At 66.1% G+C, this 21341-nt stretch carries 15 protein-coding genes; 4 read left to right on the top strand and 11 right to left on the bottom strand.

What is annotated here, in order from left to right; genetic code table 11:
- Window positions 1–5: 5 nt before the first annotated feature.
- The 3 genes from ACVT6V_RS18675 to ACVT6V_RS18665 form a co-directional block, all read right to left on the bottom strand.
- Window positions 6–992 (bottom strand): helix-turn-helix domain-containing protein, encoded by a 987-nt coding sequence (locus tag ACVT6V_RS18675; RefSeq protein ID WP_489895338.1) that lies wholly within the window; start codon window positions 990–992, stop codon window positions 6–8.
- 11 nt (window positions 993–1003) lie between these two features.
- Complete coding sequence (locus ACVT6V_RS18670; RefSeq protein WP_489895336.1) at window positions 1004–1363, bottom strand: helix-turn-helix domain-containing protein; 360 nt, start codon at window positions 1361–1363, stop codon at window positions 1004–1006.
- A gap of 595 nt (window positions 1364–1958) precedes the next feature.
- Entirely contained in the window at window positions 1959–2747 is a 789-nt protein-coding gene (locus tag ACVT6V_RS18665; RefSeq protein ID WP_489900884.1) for an alpha/beta fold hydrolase, read from the bottom strand.
- A gap of 325 nt (window positions 2748–3072) precedes the next feature.
- Here ACVT6V_RS18665 and ACVT6V_RS18660 point away from each other — a divergent pair, with 325 nt between their 5' ends.
- Window positions 3073–3906 (top strand): alpha/beta hydrolase, encoded by an 834-nt coding sequence (locus ACVT6V_RS18660; RefSeq protein WP_489895334.1) that lies wholly within the window; start codon window positions 3073–3075, stop codon window positions 3904–3906.
- Here the strand turns inward: ACVT6V_RS18660 and ACVT6V_RS18655 are convergent.
- From ACVT6V_RS18655 to ACVT6V_RS18640, 4 genes are all read right to left on the bottom strand, one after another.
- Window positions 3894–5174, bottom strand: coding sequence for an acyl-CoA dehydrogenase family protein (locus ACVT6V_RS18655; protein WP_489895332.1), 1281 nt, complete (start codon window positions 5172–5174; stop codon window positions 3894–3896). The two genes, ACVT6V_RS18660 and ACVT6V_RS18655, sit on opposite strands and share 13 nt — an antisense overlap.
- Before the next feature lie 16 nt (window positions 5175–5190).
- Window positions 5191–6612 (bottom strand): phosphotransferase family protein, encoded by a 1422-nt coding sequence (locus ACVT6V_RS18650; protein WP_489895330.1) that lies wholly within the window; start codon window positions 6610–6612, stop codon window positions 5191–5193.
- Between the two features lie 117 nt (window positions 6613–6729).
- Window positions 6730–8232, bottom strand: coding sequence for a CoA transferase (locus ACVT6V_RS18645; protein ID WP_489895328.1), 1503 nt, complete (start codon window positions 8230–8232; stop codon window positions 6730–6732).
- Window positions 8229–10025 (bottom strand): acyclic terpene utilization AtuA family protein, encoded by a 1797-nt coding sequence (locus tag ACVT6V_RS18640; RefSeq protein ID WP_489895326.1) that lies wholly within the window; start codon window positions 10023–10025, stop codon window positions 8229–8231. The genes ACVT6V_RS18645 and ACVT6V_RS18640 overlap by 4 nt, the downstream gene beginning before the upstream one ends.
- 138 nt (window positions 10026–10163) lie before the next feature.
- Here ACVT6V_RS18640 and ACVT6V_RS18635 point away from each other — a divergent pair, with 138 nt between their 5' ends.
- The gene (locus tag ACVT6V_RS18635; RefSeq protein WP_489895324.1) at window positions 10164–11090 is read left to right on the top strand and encodes a LysR family transcriptional regulator; all 927 of its coding nucleotides are present in this window, start codon (window positions 10164–10166) and stop codon (window positions 11088–11090) included.
- 349 nt (window positions 11091–11439) lie between these two features.
- Here the strand turns inward: ACVT6V_RS18635 and ACVT6V_RS18630 are convergent, their stop codons facing one another.
- From ACVT6V_RS18630 to ACVT6V_RS18615, 4 genes are all read right to left on the bottom strand, one after another.
- Window positions 11440–12855: a cytochrome P450 gene (locus tag ACVT6V_RS18630; protein WP_489895322.1), complete on the bottom strand. Its 1416-nt coding sequence runs from the start codon at window positions 12853–12855 to the stop codon at window positions 11440–11442.
- Between the two features lie 142 nt (window positions 12856–12997).
- Complete coding sequence (locus ACVT6V_RS18625; protein WP_489895320.1) at window positions 12998–15400, bottom strand: ATP-binding cassette domain-containing protein; 2403 nt, start codon at window positions 15398–15400, stop codon at window positions 12998–13000.
- Between the two features lie 145 nt (window positions 15401–15545).
- Entirely contained in the window at window positions 15546–15956 is a 411-nt protein-coding gene (locus ACVT6V_RS18620; protein ID WP_489895318.1) for a VOC family protein, read from the bottom strand.
- Window positions 15957–15973: 17 nt separating this feature from the next.
- Window positions 15974–16411 carry a helix-turn-helix transcriptional regulator gene (locus tag ACVT6V_RS18615; RefSeq protein WP_489895316.1) on the bottom strand — a complete coding sequence of 146 codons (438 nt, stop codon included), beginning with the start codon at window positions 16409–16411 and terminating at the stop codon, window positions 15974–15976.
- Window positions 16412–16579: 168 nt separating this feature from the next.
- Here ACVT6V_RS18615 and ACVT6V_RS18610 point away from each other — a divergent pair, with 168 nt between their 5' ends.
- Window positions 16580–18178: an AMP-binding protein gene (locus tag ACVT6V_RS18610; protein WP_489895314.1), complete on the top strand. Its 1599-nt coding sequence runs from the start codon at window positions 16580–16582 to the stop codon at window positions 18176–18178.
- Window positions 18178–21336 (top strand): acetyl-CoA carboxylase family protein, encoded by a 3159-nt coding sequence (locus ACVT6V_RS18605; protein WP_489895312.1) that lies wholly within the window; start codon window positions 18178–18180, stop codon window positions 21334–21336. The genes ACVT6V_RS18610 and ACVT6V_RS18605 overlap by 1 nt, the downstream gene beginning before the upstream one ends.
- Window positions 21337–21341 lie beyond the last annotated feature (5 nt).

Below are 21341 nucleotides of genomic sequence, written 5' to 3'. Positions count from 1 at the left end.
CGGTGCTACGACGGGGACGGTGCAGCGGTCGATGGCCCGGGATCGCAATCGGCGTTCAACTGCCGCCACGCACGTGGCGACAACCCGTACTGCATCCGGAACCGGCGACTGAAGTGAGAGTCGTTGGCAAATCCCCATCGCCGGGCAATCGTGCCGATGGACATCATCCGCATGTCCCGTCGCGCCAGCTCGTCGCGAGCCCGCACGAGCCGTTCGGCGATGATCCATTGCTCGAGGCGGAAGTCGGCGCCGGCGCACAACTGGAAGAGCCGTCGTTGCGAGATGCCGTGGGCCGCGGCGATGCGCTCCGGGCCGAGTCCAGGGTCCCGGAGGTGCTGCTTCACATACGCGCGGATGCGCGGCAGCATCAGCTCCGCCATGGCGCCCCGGGCGTAGTCGACGTCGTATGCCGAGGCGAGCAGTGTGCGGGTCAGCTCGATGCTGATCTCACCCAATGCGTGCGCCGCACTGCTGACCGTCAACGCCTCGGCGTGCACGGTGAGTTCGCGGATGTGGTTGACCAGCATCTGATACACCGGGCTGGCCGGAAGCCGATCGGCAGCCTCCCGAATGAGCTCGTGCGGCAGCCCGATGGCCTCGACCGGAACGTGCAGGCACCGTGATGCACCCACACCGTTCAGCTCATAGTCGTAGGTCGAGTTCAGATCCATCAGCATGAGCTCATCGGGCCGTGCGTACCGCTGGATGCCGAACTGTTCCTGCTTTCCGACGCAACCCTCATGGATGGCTATGGCCAGCATCTCGCCCGGGCCCGACTTGATCTGCTGATGGGTCCGGATGAGCCGGAATCCGGTCATCTCGGCGCGGAAGATACTGGTGTCACCATAGGTCCAGACATCCATCCGAGAGGTCACGTTCGCCGGGTCCTCAAGTTGGACGGTCGACGGCACCGACTGCTCCTGCATCGCTGCGCAGGTTGCCTCCACTCGCTCCGACGGGGCGAGCCCGGCGGTACTGAAGACCGTCACCATGTCAGGTCGCCTCAGTCGGGATCGTCGTCGGTGTGGTGCGGCTCGGCCGCTGTGATCCGTTGCCATTCGCTCGGTGTGACGCCATAGGCCGCCGTGAACTCCTCGGTGAAGTGGGCAGCGTTCCCGAAGCCCCATCGTCGCGACTGTTCGGGACACCACCCGGTGCTCTGCTCCGCGAGAACCGTGCGGGCCAGACGGAGACGCTCCGCGATGATCCACCTGTCGAGATCGAATTGCGTGGATGCCGAGAGGTCACGTAGCCGGGCCCGTGCCACTCCAAGATTATCCGCGATCATCGCCTCCGACAGGTCGGGATCGGTCAGATGTGTTCGCACGAAGTCGGTGACTTGCTGGAGCAGTGATTCCTGCATCGCGCTCCTCGTTCAAGCAGACGGTTCGAGGGAGGTACGGTGCGAGCCATTCGTGCCCACAACGAAGATCCGTGTCGGGCCCTTCGTGACGCATCGCTCGTCCCTCGCGAGGCTCCTCAGGGACCGGGTGGGGACGCATCGCTCGTCCCTCGCGAGGCTCCTCAGGGACCGGGTGGGCACACATCGCTCGTACCTCGCGAGGCTCCTCAGGGACCGGGTGGGCACACATCGCTCGTACCTCGCGAGGCTCCTCAGGGACCGGGTGGGCACGCATCGCTCGTCCCGCGACGGCTCCACCGGGAATGACTTACCCGATCCCTGAGGAGGCCCGGAGCGCTAGCGGAGGGCCGTCACGAAGGGGCGCCCTTCGTGACGCATCGCTCGTCCCTCGCGAGGCTCCTCAGGGACCGGGTGGGCACGCATCGCTCGTCCCGCGACGGCTCCACCGGGAATGACTTACCCGATCCCTGAGGAGGCCCGGAGCGCTAGCGGAGGGCCGTCACGAAGGGGCGCCCTTCGTGACGCATCGCTCGTACCTCGCGACGCTCCTCAGGGACCGAGTGGGCACGCATCGCACGATCAGCGAACCGCAGGCTCACGCCTGCGCGGCGGACAGGATGATCGCGGTCACGGCGCCCGGTTGCGACACCAGCGAAGCGTGGCCGGCGTCGACGCCGGCGGTCCGGCCGGGTGCGGCACGCGACGCCATGAATCGCTGAAGGGCGGGTGGTATCACGCGGTCCTGACGGGAGACCAGATACCAGCTCGGCACCTTCTTCCAGGACGGTGCTCCCGACGGTTCGAGATTCGCGACGAGGGCGGCGGACTTCTGGTGCGCATACATGTCGGCCGCGGTCGCGGCGCTGACGTCCTGCGCGAAGATGTCGTGGAAGTACTCCCGGGCGATGTATCCGTCGACATTCTTGCCGCCGATGCCGGTGGGGTCATCCACCACCTTCAGCTGCAATGCCGGCGGCAGGAGCCGGCTCCCGGGATACATCAGTGGGTTCAGCAGTCCCTGGACGAACTCCCCACGATCGGGCGCGAACGCGGCGATGTAGACATTCGCGACGACATCGGGATCGTGGGTGTTGGTGATGACGGCCCCGCCATAGGAATGGCCGACCAACACGATCGGTCCGGAAATTCCTGCGAGTTGCTTCTCGAGCAGTGCGGAATCATGCGCTGGACCGCGTAGCGGATTGTCGAAGGTCTGCACCGGGTAACCCCGTGCGGTGAGGTTCGCCGCCACCTGGCGCCATCCGGTGGAGTCGGCGAATGCGCCGTGCACCAACACGATCGTCGGCTTGAGCGGCGCACCATGAACCGGCGCCGGCGACAGTCCGGCCAGGCCGACGGCAACGATGAACATCGCCGCCATCATCGTCACGAGCGACCGGATCGACCGGCGATGCAGAGCGATCGAAGTCATGATGAGGGTCCTTCCTGCGCGAGTCGGGGCCCCAACCGTACGTGCAGGGAGCGCACCCGAACTGCTTGTGCCTGCACTCCCCTGTGCTGACACTGCACGGGTCGTCAATCGGCGGGACGGGTCGCGATCTCCGAGTCGTGCTGCGTGAGCACAAAAGTGTGCGCGCTGGGCCAGATCGACACGGAGACGATGCGGTACGGTGCCGCCGCAGAGAGCCCAGGGGCGACGAGGCTCCGGACCCGTCACATCCACCGCACCGATGAAACGGAGTGCAACGATGACAACCCCCAAGCCCGACACTGTCGTGTTGATCCACGGCCTCTGGATGACACCCCGCAGCTGGGAACACTGGGTGGCGCATTACGAGAGCAAGGGCCTGCGGGTTCTGACCCCCGCCTACCCGGGCTTCGAGGTCGAGGTGGAGGCCCTGCGGGACAACCCGCAGGTGATCGCGGACCTCACGGTTCCCGAGACCATCGCACACCTGGCGAAGATCATCGAGGAGTTGCCAGCGGCGCCGATCCTCATCGGCCACTCGTTCGGGGGCACCATGACTCAGCTACTCGTGGACCGCGGCCTGGGTGCCGCAGCGGTGGTGATCGACTCCGCGCCGACCGAGGGCGTTCGGGTCAATCCTCCCTCGCAGCTCCGGTCGTTGCTTCCGTTCTTCAGGCATCCCTCGAGCCGAAACGGTGCGGCAGGCTTCACGGCCGATGAGTTCCACTACGCCTTCACCAACACGTTGACCGCGGAGGCATCGCGTGAGGCCTACGACCGGTACGCCATCGCCGCCCCGGGGTCATGGGTCTGGCGATACGGGCTGTTCGCCAACCTCACCCCGCGTCATCTCGAGACCTGGGTCGACTACTCACGCGACGAACGCGCACCGCTGTTGTTCATCGGCGGTGGCGCCGACCACATCATGCCCCCGGCGGTCAACAAGTCGAATGCGCGGCACTATCGGAAGTCCGCAGCGGTCACCGAGTACTACGAGTTCCCGGGTCGATCACACTGGACCTGCGCAGAACCCGGTTGGGAGGCGGTGGCCGATCACGCACTCGACTGGGCGCTCGCGCAGGCCGCCGCCTCAGCGCCGCGTCACCCGGCCTGACCGCTGCCGACGCCCTTCGGAGCGCCGGCCGACATGAAGCCGAACAGGTAACCCGCCACGCGTCGCATCTGGATCTCGTCGGCACCCTCGGTGATGCGGTATCGGCGGTGATGGCGGTAGATGTGCTCGAACGGTTCGTGTCGTGAGTAGCCGCGTCCACCGAACACCTGCATCGCCTGATCGGCTGCGTCACAGCACAATCGGTTGGCCTGGTAGTTGCACATCGACACTTCCTGCGACGCCGCGAAGGGTCCGTGAGTGTCCATCTTCCACGCGGTCTCCCGGATCAGGGCTCGCAGCATGGCGGCGCGGGTGTGCAATTCGACGAGCGGGAACTGGATGGCCTGGTTCGTCGAGAGCTTCTTACCGAACGGTGATCGTTCGTTGGCGTAGTCGACCGCCCGGTTGATGCAGTACTGCGCCGCGCCCAGACTCGATGCGGCCTGCCGGATCCGGTTCTCGTTGAAGAAGTGCTGGACTATCTGCAGCCCACGTCCTTCCTCGCCCATGATGGCCGTGTGGGGCACACGCACGTCCCGCAGTGTGATGTGGGCGTGGTCGGTGGGCATGTTGAAGGTCCACAGATACTCCTCGACCGTGAAGCCGTCGGTGTGCGGGTCGACCAGGAACGCCGTGATCCCGCGAGCATCCCCGGCCTCCCCGGCGGTGCGCGCGAAGATGATGTCGCGGTGCGCGACATGGATACCCGTGTTCCAGGTCTTCTCTCCGTTGATCACCCAGGTGTCGCCGTCACGGACCGCGGAGGTCTCCATGTGGGTGGCGTCGGATCCGTGGTCGGGTTCGGTGATGCCGAAGGCAAAGAATCGGGTACCCGCCGCCAACCCTTCGACCCATTCCTTCTTCTGGTCATCCGACCCGTACTCGAGCATCAGGAGCAAGCCGACGTTGTTGCCGACGATGGCGTGTTCGTTCTGCAGGTCGCAGTGCAGCCCGAGCCCTTTCGACGCGAGATGTTCCCGGATCACCGCCATCGACAGGTTCGAGCCGTCGCGCCCGCCGAACTCGGCCGGAAAGGGGTAACGGAAATGGCCGGCGGCGTCGGCACGACGACGTGCTTCACCGAGCAGTGCCTCCCAATCGGCGCTGGGCAGTCCGCCGCGATCCCAGTCGGTCCGGGCATCCTCACGGCGGTGATCGAAGAACCGGATGTTGTCGTCGGACTGCTCCAGCGGGACGATCTCGGCGGCGATGAACGCATCGAGTTCGGCAAGATAGTCGGTCAGCGATTCGGGCAGTGCGAAATCCACTCTGAGTTCCCCTCGGTCAGCATTCGGGTTGGGACAGGTGTCGCGGGTTCGCGACCGTCAGACGGTCCACGACCTCGGCGATCACGACGGCTCGGACCGCTGCGTCGTCGGCCGACAATGTGCCGTCGCGAAGAGCAGCGGCGAGTTCTGCGGAGCTCGTGACGCCCAGGCCGGCCAGTCGCTGTCGACTCTCGGCGGCCTGGCTCTCACCCACCAGCAGTTGTCGTCGCACGGTCGCCAGCACATTGCCGGCCACGCGGGTGTGGAACCGAACCTGGGGTGACACCCCGGCGTCGGCCGCGACCTCGTCGGACAGAAAGCCCGACACCGATTCCAGCAGATACGACATCGTCGGGGCGGTGTGCGGGTCCTCGGAACGCCGCTCCTGGTGGGTGACGGTGTCGTTCGGATCGATGACCCTCATCGGCGCGGTGATGCCGAGGGCCAGCAGGGCGTCGAATTCCTGTTCCGCGCTGCGGCGGCCGATCGCGGCCAGTTCCATGGATCGTTCGGCACCGTCGAGAAAGCGGTTGGCCTGTCGTGCACAGATGAGACCCCAGCGAACGGTGGCGTACAGCTCCCACCAACGCAGGGTCGTCTCACTCGGCCGCCATCCGGCGACCTCGGCGTAGGCGTCGAGCAGATCGGCGCGAGTTCCCATCCCGGCGACCGGTTGAGCGACCCCGAACCGCCACGCTTTGGCACAGAGCCAGCCCAGATCCTCCATCGGATCACCGAGGTGGGCGAGTTCCCAGTCCAGCACCGCCGAGATCCGGTCCGGGGTGATCAGCAGGTTGCCGAGCCGGAAGTCGCCGTGCACGACCGTGGTCGCCCCCGGTTCGGGACGGTTCTCCTCGAGCCACTGCACGGCGACCACGAGGCCCGCCGGCGCCTGTGCGTACTCACGGGCGAACAAGGTTCGCAGGGCATCGATCGGGTCCCCGATCGATGCGAGACCCGTCGCCGACATCTCCATCGCGTGGATGCGGGCCAGGGTGTGACCGGCCTGTCGAGCGAACTGGTCCCGGATCTCCGCAAACGCCTCGTCGCGCAGGATCCGTCGGGGAATCGATTCACCGTCGATGAAGCTCATCACCGCGTACGGAAAGCCGAGCACACCGGATTCGCCGGCGGAGTCGCTGACGTCGATCACCTCGGGCACCGCCACACCCGCGTCCAACGCGGCATGGAGGACCGCGACCTCGGCGGCGAGTCCTCCTTCGCCCGGCTGTGCCGCCGGTGCCGCTCGTACGATCACCGATTCGTCGCCGGACTCGTCGCCGAAGGTGACCGCATAGGTGGTCCGACTGGCCCCCGCCGGCAGGACACGGGCCTTTCGCACGGTGATGTCGCGGCCACGAATCGTACTCAGACGCCCCGCTATCCGATCGGCCACCTCGGCGGGATCGGTCGACGGCGCGATGTTCTTCTCGGTCACTCTGCCCCTCGTATCAGGTCTCGCGGAACGGTATCCGACGGTGCGAAGCTACCCGGCCAGCGACCGCCAGGTTGGCGGACGCGCAAAGTGCGACTCGGCGTCTCGCCCGGCATGGCCTCAGCTCGGGTCGTCGAGCCATGCCGCCCGCGACGATCCCTTCGGCACCAGAATGGTTCGGTACCGCCCCGGCGTAGCACTCATCTGCACCTGATCGGTCACACCCTGATAGTGGCCCAAAGGAGTTTCGGCGGTGAAGGTCTCGGGATCGAGATAGAGGTGGCGGTCGGCGTTGCCAGGCTGTCCGGCTGTGCCACGGGCGTACTCGAGGTCGAAAATACCCATGCCGATGATCCACAATGCGGCGCGGGTCAGCGATACATGTACCTGGTAGCTGCCGCCGTCGTGGGCGCGGCGGGCCAGCGCCTCGGCGATACCTGCGGCCATCAACCAGGACACGATGTAGTCGTTGACGACCATGATCGGCGGCAGAACGGGCTTGTCGCCCCCACCTTCGAGCAACATCATGCCCGCGAGGCTGCCCGCGGTCTGGTCGAAGCCGACCCAGGACGACCACGGGCCCGATTCGCCGTTGAGCGAGGCGGTCGCGTAGACGATGCCCGGGCGGGCCTGTGCGGCGTCGGCGGGCGAGAGTCCGATCTCCGCGAGGTATCCGGGTCGCCTGTTCGCGTAGAACACATCGGCGCCGGCCAGCAGACGCCGGATGTGTTGTGGCCCATCACCGCGATAGGGATCAAGTGTCGTCGAGCGGACACCGACGTTCCCGCTGACATAGGTGGCATCGTGTTCGAGCTCGTTGGGCCGCCACACGTTGAGGACATCGGCGCCGTGTAATGCCAGCGCACGACCGACACCCGCCCCGGCGATCACGTGGCCCATACCGAGTGCGCGAATCCCGTCGAGGGGTTGGTCGCCCGATCTCGGCAGCAGAACAGGTTCGCTGTCAGCGATCTTGGTGATCTCGATCAGGGGCATGTCGGCGAAGACGTCGCGGAAATGTGGCTCGTCGAGTACCTCGGGCACGGTGCGCAGCATCGGCATCACCACGCCGGCTTCGGCGCCGGCGGCCTCGAGTTCGCGTCCCTTCCAGGTGGCGATCGCTTTCGCCACGGCCGCGCCGTCGTCGGGTACACCGAGCAGTTTCTGGGCGCCGACCTTGATCTTCGGGTATGGATTGAGCGGCATGATCCAACGATCATCGCCGGTCGGGTAGAAACGGAAACCCAACGCGTTCGACGGGTTCGACGGTGTTCCGGCGGGATAGCCGTTGACCAGCTCCCACTTGCGGTCGTAGAACGGGCACAGCCGATGCGGCGCGATGCGCAGATCCACCCTGATGTCCTGGCCCTCACCGCCGCGCAGGCGCCAGAGTTTCGCTAGCGCAGCCGATTTCGCCGCGAGCGCGATTGCTGCCGCTCCACCGAGACGGAGCGTACTGGGTACCACGGGATCGGCCCCGAGGAAGTCGATCGCGCCGCCGGTATCCGCGGCGCTCATCCCTATCCCGGTCAGTACCTCGTCGAGTTCAGCGGACGGATCGAAGTCGGCGCCGGTGGCCGGGTTCTCGTAGGCGGTCCGCAGACGATCGGCCAATGCGCTCACAGGGCATCCTCCAACGACGGATCGACCGCATTGGCGAGGAGATCGTCGGGGACGAGCACCTGCCGGGAGCGCAGATACTCCCCGACCGCTTTACCGACCTGGTCGACCCTGGTGTTCGAGGAACCACCGGTACCGAGCAGGCCACGGAGAACGAAGTGTACCGACTGCAACTCGGGGAACTCGTGGCGTACGACGTCGAGGTCCTTCGCTTCCGGGATCAGCCTGCGGATCTCGTCGCTGGTGAGGAACCGTTTGAGCCACAACCACACCCGCGGATCACGCGTCCATATCCCGACATTGCTGTTGCCGCCCTTGTCGCCACTGCGCGCATGGACGAGGGTGCCGAGCGGAAGGCGGGTCACCCGCTCCGAGAGTGGGGCCTCCGAGGGTTCCGGGTGAAGCGGTTGCCCGACGATCTCCGTCTGCTCGGGCGCGTCCACCTCGATGACGCGACCGTCGTCGAGTACGGCGCGGTGATCGAGCGCGGCCATCGGGAGCAAGCCCGGCCAGTAGTCCACTCGTGGTCGCGGCTTCGATTGCAGACCGGCCGCTCCGTCGTGGAAATAGCCGGGAATGCCTTGCAGATAGAGGCTTCCGAGACGTCTGCCGAGGTCTGCCTGCGAAAGGAGATCCGCGGTGTCCGCCGTGGCCATCACCCGCAGCGCGACAGTCGCCGACCACTGGGACTCGGGATCGTCGGCTGCCGTCCCGATCGGGGTGAACTCCACCGCGACACCGGAAGGAAGGTCGAGCGTGACCTGATCGCGGATGAGTGCGATCTTCTCGTCGACGTGCGGGGACGTGACGAACACGGTGTTGACGACGGTGAAACCGACCGGACCGAAGATCGCGACCTTGGTCGTCGGGGGTGGTGGCGATCCGGTCGTGCCGCTCACCTCGACCCGATCCGCCCCGACCTCCGTCACCCGAACGTGGTCCAGGTGTGCGGTGACGTCGGGATTCAGGTAGACGGGCCCCTGGATCTCGTACATGATCTGTGCGGTCACGGTGTCTTCGGTGACCGCACCGCCATCGCGCGTGTGTTTGGTGATCACGCATGTTCCGTCGGAGGCGATCTCGGCGATGGGGAACCCCGGAACGGTGCGGTGCGGGATGTCGAGGAACCCGGAGAAGTTGCCGCCTACCGCGTGCGCACCACACTCGATGATGTGCCCGGCGAGCACCGCGCCGGCGAGCGCATCCCAGTCGTCGGCGGACCAGTCGTGCCACCAGGCCGCTGGTCCAACGGTCAGGGAGGCATCGGTGACACGCCCGCAGACCACGATGTCGGCCCCGTCGGCCAGCGCCGCGGCGACACCCCAGCCACCGAGATAGGCATTGGCGGCGAACGGTGTGGCCACCCACTCGCTCAACGGTGCGCCGCCGTCGAGATTGTCGAATCGGTGTCCCTGCCCGGCCAACCGTGTCAGATCGGACAGGATGTTGTCGCCTTCGATGTGGGCGATCCGCAGATCGGCCCCCGCCGCTGCCGCCTCCTCGCGGAGGGTCGCGGCGAGCGCGGCCGGATGGAATCCGCCCGCATTGGTGACCACCTTGATTCCGCGGGCGGCGATCGTGGACAGGTGGGGCCGTATCTGGTCGACGAAATAGTCGACGTAGCCACGGTCTGGATTGCGTTGGTAGGCCGCCGACAAGGCCGCCAGCGTGATCTCGGCGAGGTAGTCACCGATCATCACGTCGAACGGGTCACCCGCCATCGCCTCGTCGATCGCCGTGCGGCGGTCCCCGAGGTACCCGGAGAAGTTCGCGATCTTTATCGGCTCGCGCGACATGCGCCACCTCCTTGTCCACACCACTGTGATCTCGCTTCCCAGGCTATGGGCGTGTCGTCGGCGTCACCAGAATCAATTCGAGCAGGGCCAGATGACCGCATCGGTCGTGGCGTGGATCGGGTCGTTAGGGTAGGCGGTGTGGACCTGATCCATCTGCGGTACTTCGTCGCCGTTGCCGAGGAGCGGAGCTTCACGAAGGCCGCGGCTCGGCTGCACATGGCGGCATCGCCGCTGAGCCGACGCATCAAGGATCTGGAACGTGAGTTCGGCGCCTCCCTGTTCGTACGGGCGCATCACCGGATCGACCTCACCGAGGCAGGCGCGGCATTGCTGCCGCGGGCGATCGACATCCTGGATCGCACGGACGCGCTGACCGTCGTCGTCCGCGACGCCGACACACGGTCGGCTCGCCAGGCGGTCATCGGGATCGCTCCCGAGGTGTCGGCGACAGTGCGGGACACCTTTCTGGCAGACCTCGCCCACGCCCATCCCGACATCAGACCCCAACTCGTCCCGGCCAGTTCCGAGCCGCTGCTCCGCGACGTGCGCGCCGGCCAGATCGACCTCGCTCTGGTCCACGGGCCGGCAGGCGGATCCGGTATCCGCAGTACATTTCTCGAACGACAGCCCGTCGGGGTCGCGGTGGGCACGGATGCCGTCGCCGGCGACGCTGAATCGATCGCATTGGCGGACCTGGCCGACATACCGTTCGCATCCATCAATCACGACGCCGCGCCGGAGATCTACCGAAATCTGGACGAACTGCTCAATCGCCACGGTATCCGCAAGCGGATCACTTTGACCGGCGACAATTTCATCGGACTGGCACACCTCGTCGCGACAGGGCAGGCGTTCACCCTGGTCGGCCTCCACGACGGGATGGCCAACCGACTGTTTCACGGCGAGGCGGTGCGCATCCTGCCCATCGAGGGGATGCGTACCAGTATCTCGACCGTTGCCGCGTGGCGAGCCAACCGGGAGGAATCGGAGCTTCTCGTCGCGGACCTGGTCGAGACCGTGAGCGGGATGATCCTCGAAGGGGGCCGCGGGACCAGCCCTTCGTGACGCTCGCCAGCTCGCTCCTCAGGGAGCGGGTGAAGCTCGCCAGCTCGCTCCTCCGAGCCCGCGAGGATGCGTCACGAAGGGCGGGCCTGCCTAGGCGGCACTTGCGGGCTGCGTTACCACCCGCTCCCTGACGAGCCTCCGAGCCTGCGAGGATGCGTCACGAAGGGCGGCCCTCCCGAGGCGACTCTCGCGACCTGCGTTACCACCCGCTCCCTGAGGAGCCTCCGAGCCTGCGAGGATGCGTCACGAAGGGCGGCCCTCCCGAGGCGACTCTCGCGACCTGCGTTACCACCCGCTCCCTGAGGAGCCTCCGAGCCTGCGAGGATGCGTCACGAAGGGCGGCCGTCAGTCACGCTGTCGTGCGTCGGCGCAGGTCAATCGGGAGCCCGTCCGCCGGGGTCGGCCCGGTCCCGTAGGTGAGATCGAGACGATAGTCGGCGGGCACCGACCACTCGAACTGCTGCAGCATCTGGTGCATGATCGCCTTGACCTCCATGCCACCGAAATAGAGGCCGATGCACTTGTGTGCGCCGCCGCCGAACGGCGCCCAGGCGAAACGGTGCACCTTGTCCTCTTTGCGCTCCGGAGAGAATCGCTCGGGATCCCAGTGGGTCGGGTTCGGCCACCATTCCTCCCGAAGCATCGATGCCCACGGGTGGATCGAGATCAAGGTGCCCTTCGGCACGTAGTGACCGAGGATGTCGGTGTCGGCGATGGTCTTTCGGAACAACATGCCGACCGGCGCATTGATGCGGAGGGTTTCCTTGAACGCGAGGTCCAGGCTCGGCAGCTTGTCCAGGTCGTCATAGTCGATGGTCGGCTTGCCCAGTGCCAGTGATTCGTCGCGGAGACGTTCCTGCCACTCCGGATATCGGCCGAGGAAGTAGGTCAGCATCGACAGCGCGATGGTGCTGGTGTCGTGAGCGGCCATCATCACGAAGATCATGTGATTGACCACGTCTTCGTCGCTGAAGGTGTTGCCGTCCTCATCTTCGCTGTGGCAGAGGACGCTGAACAGGTCGTCGCCGTCGCCGGCGCGTCGGGAGCCGATCTCGGATCGGAAGTATTTCTGCAGCGCCTCACGGCCACGCAGCCCGCGCGCCCACGTCCAGTCCCGGACATCGGCGCGAACCAGCGCCTGGCCGCCGCGAACGGCCGCCTCGAAGGCGCTCTCGAGGTCATGGGCCTCGGACTCGTTGAGCGACGCGCCGACGAATACCTCGGTGGCCAGCGACAGGGTCAGGTCCTTGGTCCGCGAGTACATCGGAAAGCCGCTGCCGACATTCCAATTGGACAGCGTCTTCGCGATGTGTGGGGTCATCATGTCGAGATACCCGTTGAGGCGGGGACGTGTGAATGCCTGTTGCAGAATCCGTCGATGATGCATGTGCTCGTCGAAATCCAACAGCATGATGCCGCGCCGGAAGAACGGTCCGATCATGGGTTCCCAGCCCTCTTCGCTGGAGAACGCCTTTGCGCGGTTCATCCAGGCGCACTCGATCGCATCCGGCCCGATCAGGGTGACGATGCTCATGTTCAGCGATCCCGACCATGACACCGGACCGAAGCGCTCGTAGCGAGCCATCGCACTGCCGAGCGGATCGGCGAGGGCTTCGAGGGTATTGCCCAGGATCGGCATGCCGGCATCGCCCATCACCGGTTTCAGTCCCGAACCGGCGGGCGGCTCGGCGAGGGGGCGAGGCTTGCTGGGATAGGCCTTGCTCAGCGTCCCCAGCCCGGCTTGCATCCTCTTCTTCGCGTTCATACCTGTGCTCCCCACACCCTTGCCGCACCTCAACGCGACGTCGCCGCGCGTTGGAACGAATACTTAGTTATGTTCCAACAGCGAGTCTACGACTCGCGGAGACGTACGTCACGCATATCCCGCGAACCGCGGGGAGCCGACCTCAGGCCCCGACATAGGCGGCGAGATGTTCGCCGGTCAGCGTCGAGCTGTCGGCGATGAGGGCGGGTGGGGTGCCCTCGAACACGACTCGCCCACCGTCGTGGCCGGCGCCCGGTCCGAGGTCGATGATCCAGTCCGCATGGGCCATCACCGCCTGATGGTGCTCGATGACGATGACGGACTTGCCCGAGTCGACGAGGCGGTCGAGGAGTCCGAGCAGTTGTTCGACGTCGGCGAGATGGAGTCCGGTCGTCGGTTCGTCGAGGACGTAGATGTCGCCCTTGTCCCCCATCTGCGCGGCCAGCTTGAGTCGCTGACGTTCGCCACCCGACAATGTCGTCAGTGGCTGCCCGATCTTGAGATATCCGAGGCCGACGTCGCGCAGCCGCACCAGGATCTTGTGCGCGGCCGGAATCTTCCCGTCGCCCTCGCCGAAGAACCGCTCCGCCTCGGCGACCGACATCGACAGGACCTCACTGATGTCCTTGCCGCCGAAGGCGTAGTCGAGCACGTCGGCGGAGAACCGTTTCCCCTCGCAGACCTCGCAGGGCGTCGACACCCCCGCCATCATCGCGAGGTCCGAGTAGATGACGCCGGCGCCGTTGCAATTGGGGCATGCCCCATCGGAATTCGCGCTGAAAAGACCGGGTTTCACGCCGTTGGCCTTGGCGAAGGCCTTTCGAATCGGATCGAGCAGGCCGGTGTAGGTCGCCGGATTGCTCCGTCGCGAGCCCTTGATGGCGCCCTGGTCGATCGACACCACGTCGTCGCGCTTGGCCACCGACCCGTCTATCAGGGAGCTCTTGCCGGATCCGGCGACACCGGTCACGACGACGAGGACGCCCAGTGGGATGTCGACGTCCACGTCCTGAAGGTTGTGCGTCGACGCACCGCGGATCTGGAGCGCATCGTCGGATGCGCGGAACGACTGCTTGACCGACGCCCGGTCGTCGAGATGCTTACCGGTCAGAGTCGCACTCCCCCGCAGACCGTCGACCGTGCCCTCGAACACGATCTCGCCGCCGTCGCTACCGGCGTGTGGGCCGAGGTCGACGACATGGTCGGCGATCTCGATCACCTCCGGTTTGTGTTCGACCACCAACACCGTGTTGCCCTTGTCCCGCAATTGGATCAGCAGGTTGTTCATCCGCTCGATGTCGTGCGGGTGCAGGCCGATGCTCGGTTCATCGAAGACATAGGTGACGTCGGTCAGGGACGATCCGAGGTGGCGTATCAATTTGGTTCGCTGCGCCTCCCCACCGGACAACGTCCCGGCCGGCCGGTCCAGCGACAGGTACCCCAGACCGATGTCGACGAACGAGTCGAGTGTCTCGCCCAACGTTGTCAGCAGGGGTCCGACCGACGGTTCGTCGAGGTCGCGCACCCAATCGGCCAGATCGCTGATCTGCATGGCGCACAGGTCGGCGATGCTGCGACCCTTGATCTTCGACGACCGCGATTCCGCCGTGAGGCGGGTGCCATCGCAATCCGGGCAGGTCTGGAATGTGATGGCCCGATCGACGAAGGCGCGAATGTGCGGCTGCATCGCCTCCCGGTCCTTGGAGAGAAAGGTCTTCTTGATCTGCGGGATGAGTCCGAGATAGGTCAGGTTGACGCCGTCGACCTTGATTTTGGTTGCCTCTTTGTAGAGCAGATCGTTCAGTTGTCGTTTGGTGAACTTGTTGATGGGCTTGTCCGGGTCGAACCATCCACACCCGCGATAGATCCGGCCGTACCATCCCTCCATGCTGTAGCCCGGGATGGTGAGTGCCCCCTCGTTGAGCGACTTGGTGTCGTCGTACAGGGCGGTCAGGTCGAAGTCCGACACGGCACCGCGCCCCTCGCATCGTGGACACATCCCGCCGGTGATCGAGAAGCTGCGACGCTCCTTGACGGTGCGGCCCCCCTTCTCGATACTCACCGCCCCGGCACCGCTGACCGAGGCGACGTTGAAGGAGAACGCCTGGGGCGAACCGATATACGGTTTCCCCAGCCGGCTGAACAGGATACGCAGCATCGCATTCGCGTCGGTGGCGGTGCCGACCGTGGAACGCGGGTTGGCGCCCATGCGTTCCTGATCGACGATGATCGCAGTGGTCAGGCCCTCGAGCACGTCGACGTCGGGCCGACCGAGGTTGGGCATGAACCCCTGCACGAATGCGCTGTAGGTCTCGTTGATCATCCGCTGGGACTCGGCGGCGATGGTGCTGAAGACCAAGGAGCTCTTGCCCGATCCGGAGACGCCGGTGAAGACCGACAGGCGCCGCTTGGGGATCTCGAGGCTGATGTCCTTGAGGTTGTTCTCCCGCGCGCCGTGAACACGGATCAGATCGTGGCTGTCGGCGATCGGAACGTCAGGCGACGCGGCTTTCGCCGTCGGCTTCGCCTTCGTGGGGGTGCTCATCGTGTCTCCATCCTTTTCGTGCGGGCCGACCTGAACCCACCGCACCGTGCTGCCGTGTCGGACTCGTCGCTACCACTCTGCCGGACGCGTCGAGGTGTACACGTCCTTCTCGGAACTGGCACATGGGGTCGTCAATCGAGCCCGGTCAGTCGAGCTGATCGATGCGTAGGAGGTTGCCCGACGGATCCCGAAACGCACAGTCACGCACACCGTACGGCTGATCGGTGGGTTCCTGGAGGACTTCGGCGCCGCTGGCCTCGAGTCGTTCGAAGAGTCCGTCGAGATCGTCGGTGCCCAGGGTGAGCGCACCGTAGCTACCCTTGGCGATCAGGTCGAGAATTGTGCGGCGCTCGTCATCGGTGAGCCCCGGATCGACGGCCGGCGGATGCAGCACGATCGCTGTCTCGGGCTGATTCGGGGGGCCGACGGTGAGCCAGCGCATCCCCTCGTAGCCGACGTCCTTGCGAACCTCGAAGCCGAGAGTGTCCCGGTAGAAGGCAAGTGCGGCCTCCGGATCGGTCTGTGGCAGGAAGGCGTAGTGAATGGTGATGTTCATGTCGATCACGCTAGAGGTCATCGACCCGCAGGCGCTTCTCGATTCCTGATCGGTCTGGTGATCTGCTTGGCGAGACATGGCGGTATGCCGGCGGTCGCATCCGCCTCGTGCACCCGGTACTCGCTGGGTGGCATGCCGACGAGCTCGGCGAACCGGGTGCTGAAGGTACCCAGCGACGAGAACCCGACGGCGAAGCACACGTCGGTCACGCTGAGATCCCCACGCCGCAGCAGCGTCATCGCCCGTTCGATGCGTCGCGTCATCAGATAGGAGTATGGCGATTCCCCGTACACCCGGCGGAACTCGCGACTGAGATGGCCGGCCGACATGTGGGCCCCGCGTGCGAGCGATTCGACGTTGAGTGGTTGCGCGTACTCGCGATCGATCCGGTCACGCACGCGTCGCAGGCGCGCGAGGTCGCGGAGCCGTTGATCATCGTCTGGAGCGCTGGTCACAAGGAAATCGTGCCACGGCGCGTCGCGGGTTGACAGTTCTTCGCGCGGCTTTCTGTTCGACTGCGCGGGCCTGCAGAGTTCAGAAGGATTCCGGCCTAAGTGCAGCGAGCGTTAGTTGACATCAATGTAAAGTAGCGTCATCGCCATTGATCGGTCGAGGAGGATTGCGTGGGACGACTACCGGACATCACCGACCGCACGATGCGCTGGGCGTTCGACCGGGCCCTGACCCGAGCACCCGACGACGTGTCCCTCATCGGCGCGGACGCCCACTACACGGTCGCCGAGAGCCACGAGAGGTCCCTCGCGATCGCCGGGGGTCTGGCAGCCCTCGGCGTCCGCCATCAGGAGCCCGTCGCGATCCTGATGGACAACTCGGTGGACGCCGTACACGCATGGACCGGCACCTGCCTGGGCGGAGGTGCAGAGGTGCCCGTGAACACGGCCTACAAAGGCGAGTTCCTGACCCACATCCTCAACGATTCCGGTTCGCGGGTGCTGATCTGTGACGACGTCTATGTCGACCGGCTTGCTCGGATCGCATCCGATCTCACCGACCTCGAGACGTTGGTGATCCGCGGTGACATCGCCGCCGCGGATGGGCTCCGGGATCAGGTCCGCGTGGTGACCTTCGACGATCTGACGGCGCACACCCCGGCGGTGCCGATACACCTCGACGCCGACGACCTGATGGCCTACATGTACACATCGGGCACGACGGGCCGCTCCAAGGGCGTGCTCATCCCCCACGCGCAGGCCTACACCTATGCCTCGCGCGAGGACCAGGAGCGTCCCCGACGGGACGACCGCACGCTGGTCACCCTGCCGCTCTTTCACCTCGCGGGACAGTGGTACGGCGTCTACCAGTCGCTGATCCACACCATCCCCTGCGTCGTCGAGGCCGGCTTCTCGGTGTCGCGGTTCTGGACGACGGTGCGCGATCAGCAGATCACGTTCACGGTGATGCTGGGCGCGATGGCCGAACTCCTGCAACAGGTCGAACCGCAACCAGATGACGCCCATAACCCATTGGAGATCGCCGTCATGGCACCGCTGGCCAGCGACGTGGACGCGTTTCGGGCGCGGTTCGGGATCGATCTCGCCGCCGTGTACGGCATGAGCGAGATCGGCGCGGTGCTCAACGGTGCGCCCGACACGATCGTCGGCGGCGAATCAGGTTTCGCCCGAGACGAGTTCGAGCTCAAGCTGGTCGACGACCGAGGCCGGATGGTGCCGCCGGGAGCGGTCGGCGAGCTGTGGGTACGTCCCGCGGATCCGCGCCTGGTGATGCGCGGCTATCACAACCTGCCGGACAAGACCGCCGAGACCATCGTCGACGGATGGGTGCACACGGGCGACGCCTTCCGTACCGATGACGCGGGGCGTTATTACTTCTCGGATCGCATGAAGGACGCGCTCCGCCGTCGCGGAGAGAACATCTCGAGTTTCGAGGTGGAACGGGTCATCAATCAGCACCCCGACGTGTTCGAGAGCGCCGTGGTGGCGGTCCCGTCCGAGTTGAGCGAGGACGAGATCAAGGCGGTGGTGGTCGGGCGTGCCGGTAGATCACCCGATCCGGCGCAGCTCATCGAGTTCGTCCGGGAACGACTCCCCTACTTCATGGTTCCCCGATACATCGAGTTCACCGACGTGCTGCCCAAGACGCCGACTCAGAAGATCCAGAAGAAGCAACTGCGCGACACCGGCGTCGGCGCCGACACCTGGGACCGGGAAGCAGCCGGGATCATCATACGAAGGGGGAACTGATGAAGCTGCTGGTCGCCAATCGGGGCGAGATCGCGGTCCGTGTCATGGCGACCGCTGCAGCACTCGGGATCGACACCGTCGCGGTCCATCCGGCCGACGATGCCGAGTGCGCTCATGTAGGGATGGCCGACGAGTCGGTCGTGCTCGACGGAGCCGGTCCCGCCGCGTATCTCGACCTCGCCCAGATTGTCGCCGCGGCCATCGAGTGCGGCTGTGACATGCTCCACCCGGGCTATGGATTCCTGGCGGAGAATCCTGAGCTCGCCCGCGCGTGCGCGGACAACGGGATCGTCTTCGTCGGTCCCGCGGCGAAATCGCTGGAGCTGTTCGGGCACAAGACGTCTGCTCGCGCACACGCGACCGGTTGTGGGGTGCCGGTGCTGGAGGCCACCACTGCTCCGACCGACGTCGCGACCGCGCACGAATTCCTCGATTCGCTGGGCTCGGGCGGATCGGTGATGGTCAAGGCGGCCGCCGGTGGCGGTGGTCGTGGCATGCGAATCGTCACCGATCCCACCGATCTCGAGGCCGCGATGGCCCGGTGCGCATCGGAGGCCGCCGGCGCTTTCGGCGACGACTCGCTCTACCTGGAGCGGTACCTCAGCGATGCCCGCCACATCGAGGTCCAGGTCCTCGGGGACGGGTCGACCTCGGTGGTGCTCGGCGATCGGGACTGCTCGGTCCAGCGCAGACGGCAGAAGCTGATCGAGATCGCCCCGGCACCCGCACTCTCGACATCGCTGCGGCAACGGCTTCACGACGCCGCCGCGGCCCTGATGACCGACTACCGCGGACTCGCCACGGTCGAATTCCTCGTCACCGGTGACGAGTTCGTGTTCCTCGAGGTGAATCCCCGCATCCAGGTGGAACACACGGTCACCGAGGAGACCACCGGACTCGATCTCGTCGAGCTGGCGATCCGTGTGGCGCAGGGTGAGTCGCTCGCCTGCCTCGGCATCGACGGACCTCCGTCCCCTCGCGGAACCGCTGTCGAGACGCGCGTCAACGCCGAGCGGATCGGTGCCGACGGCACCGTCTCTCCCGGTTCCGGTGTGCTGACCCGTTTTGAGCCGCCCTCCGGCCGTGGCATTCGCGTCGACACCCACGGCTACACCGGATACACGGTGGGACCACGTTACGACTCGTTGCTGGCGAAGGTGATCGTGACCGGATCGGATCCGATTGCTGCGGTGCGCGGCGCTGCCCGCGCACTCGCCCGGTTCGACGTCGAACCGGTGCCGGTGAACGTCGACCTCCTGCGTTCACTACTGGCCCTCGACGACGTCGCGGCCGGCCGGATCGACACGGCGTACGTCGACCGCCACCTGGCCGATCTCGTTCCGCAGTCGGCGGAGAGCGACCTCGTAATCGGCGACGACCCCGCTCTCACTGACGATTCCGTTCCCGTCCCGACCCCCATCCGTGGCGTGATCGTCTCGATCCCGGTCGATGTCGGCGACGAGGTCCGGGCCGGCTCGGAACTCGTGGTCGTCGAATCGATGAAGATGGAACATGTCGTGTCCGCGCCGGCCACCGGCACGGTCGTCGCGCTGGCCGGTGCAGTGGGCGACACGGTCGACGAGGGCACCGCCGTAGTCTTCCTCGCGCAGTCGGCGGACACCTCGAGGGCCGACGGATCGGCCACACATGCCGACCCCGACCACATCCGACCCGACCTTGCCGAGGTCCTGGCTCGAATACGCCTCACCCGTGACGAAGGTCGTGCCGACGTCGTCGACAAGCGGCACCTCAAGGGCCGGCTGACGGCCCGGGAAAGTGTGGCCGGGGTTCTGGACGCGGACAGCTTCGTCGAATACGGAGCGCTGACCATCGCGGCGCAACGTCAACGACGCGACGTCGACGATCTGATCACCCGCACTCCCGCGGACGGCCTCATCACCGGCACCGGCCGGGTGCATGGGATGCCCGTGGCGATCATGGCCTACGACTACACCGTGCTGGCCGGCACTCAGGGCCTGCACAACCATCGAAAGACCGACCGGCTCTTCGAACTCGCCCGACGGGAACAACTCCCGGTGGTGATCTTCGCTGAGGGCGGCGGCGGCCGGCCGGGAGATACGGACACCTCCGCAGTTGCCCAGCTGGATGTCACGACTTTCCGCTTGTTGGCCGAGATCTCTTGTCACGTACCGACACTCGCGATTGTTGCGGGCTACTGTTTTGCGGGCAACGCCGCCCTGGCCGGTACCTGTGACACCATCATCGCCACCGAGGGGTCGAGTCTCGGGATGGGTGGTCCCGCGATGATCGAGGGCGGCGGACTCGGACGCGTCGCGCCGGGAGATGTGGGGCCGATGGACGTCCAGGTGGCCAACGGTGTGGTGGACCATTTGGTGGCGGACGATGTCACTGCGGTCGCCGACGCCCGGCGATATCTGGACTTTCTCGCCATCCCTTGTCGTTCTGTGGACGATGGGCAGGATCAGCGACGACTCCGACACCTCGTGCCGGAGAACCGACTTCGTGCCTATCCCGTGCGTCCGATCATCGAGGTGCTGTGCGACACGGACTCGGTGTTCGAGCTTCGCGCGGGCTTCGGAATCGGAGTGGTCACCGCATTGGCCCGCATCGACGGCCGCTCCGTCGGGATCATCGCCAACAATCCCGCCCATCTCGGCGGCGCGATCGACGGCGACGCCGCCGACAAGGCCGTCGGATTCCTCGAGTTGTGCGGATCCCGCGGACTCCCCGTCGTCTCTCTGTGTGATACACCGGGATTCATGGTCGGCCCAGATGCCGAACGGACCGCCACGGTGCGCCGGTTCAGCGCGATGTTCCGTGCGGGTGCGACGCTGGCCACGCCCATGGTGATGGTCGTGCTGCGTAAGGCGTACGGCCTGGGCGCGATGGCGATGGCCGGCGGCGATCTCCACGCACCTCTGGTCACCGTGTCCTGGCCGACCGGAGAGTTCGGCGGCATGGGACTCGAGGGAGCCGTGCGCCTGGGCTACCGCGATCAGCTCGACGCCATCGCCGACCCCACAGCGCGGCAGGCGCGCTACGCCGAGTTGGTGGCCCAGCACTACGAACGCGGCAAGGCACTCAACGTGGCCAGCGTCTTCGAGATCGACGCGGTCATCGACCCGGCCGAGACCCGGGCCTGGATCGGCCGTGCCTTTGATCACCGGGGTTCATGACGTGA

Source organism: Gordonia sp. LMA167 (assembly GCF_058130025.1).
The sequence above is the reverse complement of the archived record's forward strand: the minus strand, read 5'-3'. Positions and strand labels throughout refer to the sequence as shown.

Excerpts from the sequence above, each read along its gene's own strand:
- ACVT6V_RS18675 (WP_489895338.1), bottom strand. The coding sequence starts at position 992 with ATGGTGACGGTCTTCAGTACCGCCGGGCTCGCCCCGTCGGAGCGAGTG.
- ACVT6V_RS18625 (WP_489895320.1), bottom strand. The coding sequence starts at position 15,400 with ATGAGCACCCCCACGAAGGCGAAGCCGACGGCGAAAGCCGCGTCGCCT.
- ACVT6V_RS18620 (WP_489895318.1), bottom strand. The coding sequence starts at position 15,956 with ATGAACATCACCATTCACTACGCCTTCCTGCCACAGACCGATCCGGAG.
- ACVT6V_RS18670 (WP_489895336.1), bottom strand. The coding sequence starts at position 1,363 with ATGCAGGAATCACTGCTCCAGCAAGTCACCGACTTCGTGCGAACACAT.
- ACVT6V_RS18640 (WP_489895326.1), bottom strand. The coding sequence starts at position 10,025 with ATGTCGCGCGAGCCGATAAAGATCGCGAACTTCTCCGGGTACCTCGGG.
- ACVT6V_RS18665 (WP_489900884.1), bottom strand. The coding sequence starts at position 2,747 with ATGATGGCGGCGATGTTCATCGTTGCCGTCGGCCTGGCCGGACTGTCG.
- ACVT6V_RS18630 (WP_489895322.1), bottom strand. The coding sequence starts at position 12,855 with ATGAACGCGAAGAAGAGGATGCAAGCCGGGCTGGGGACGCTGAGCAAG.
- ACVT6V_RS18605 (WP_489895312.1), top strand. The coding sequence starts at position 18,178 with ATGAAGCTGCTGGTCGCCAATCGGGGCGAGATCGCGGTCCGTGTCATG.
- ACVT6V_RS18660 (WP_489895334.1), top strand. The coding sequence starts at position 3,073 with ATGACAACCCCCAAGCCCGACACTGTCGTGTTGATCCACGGCCTCTGG.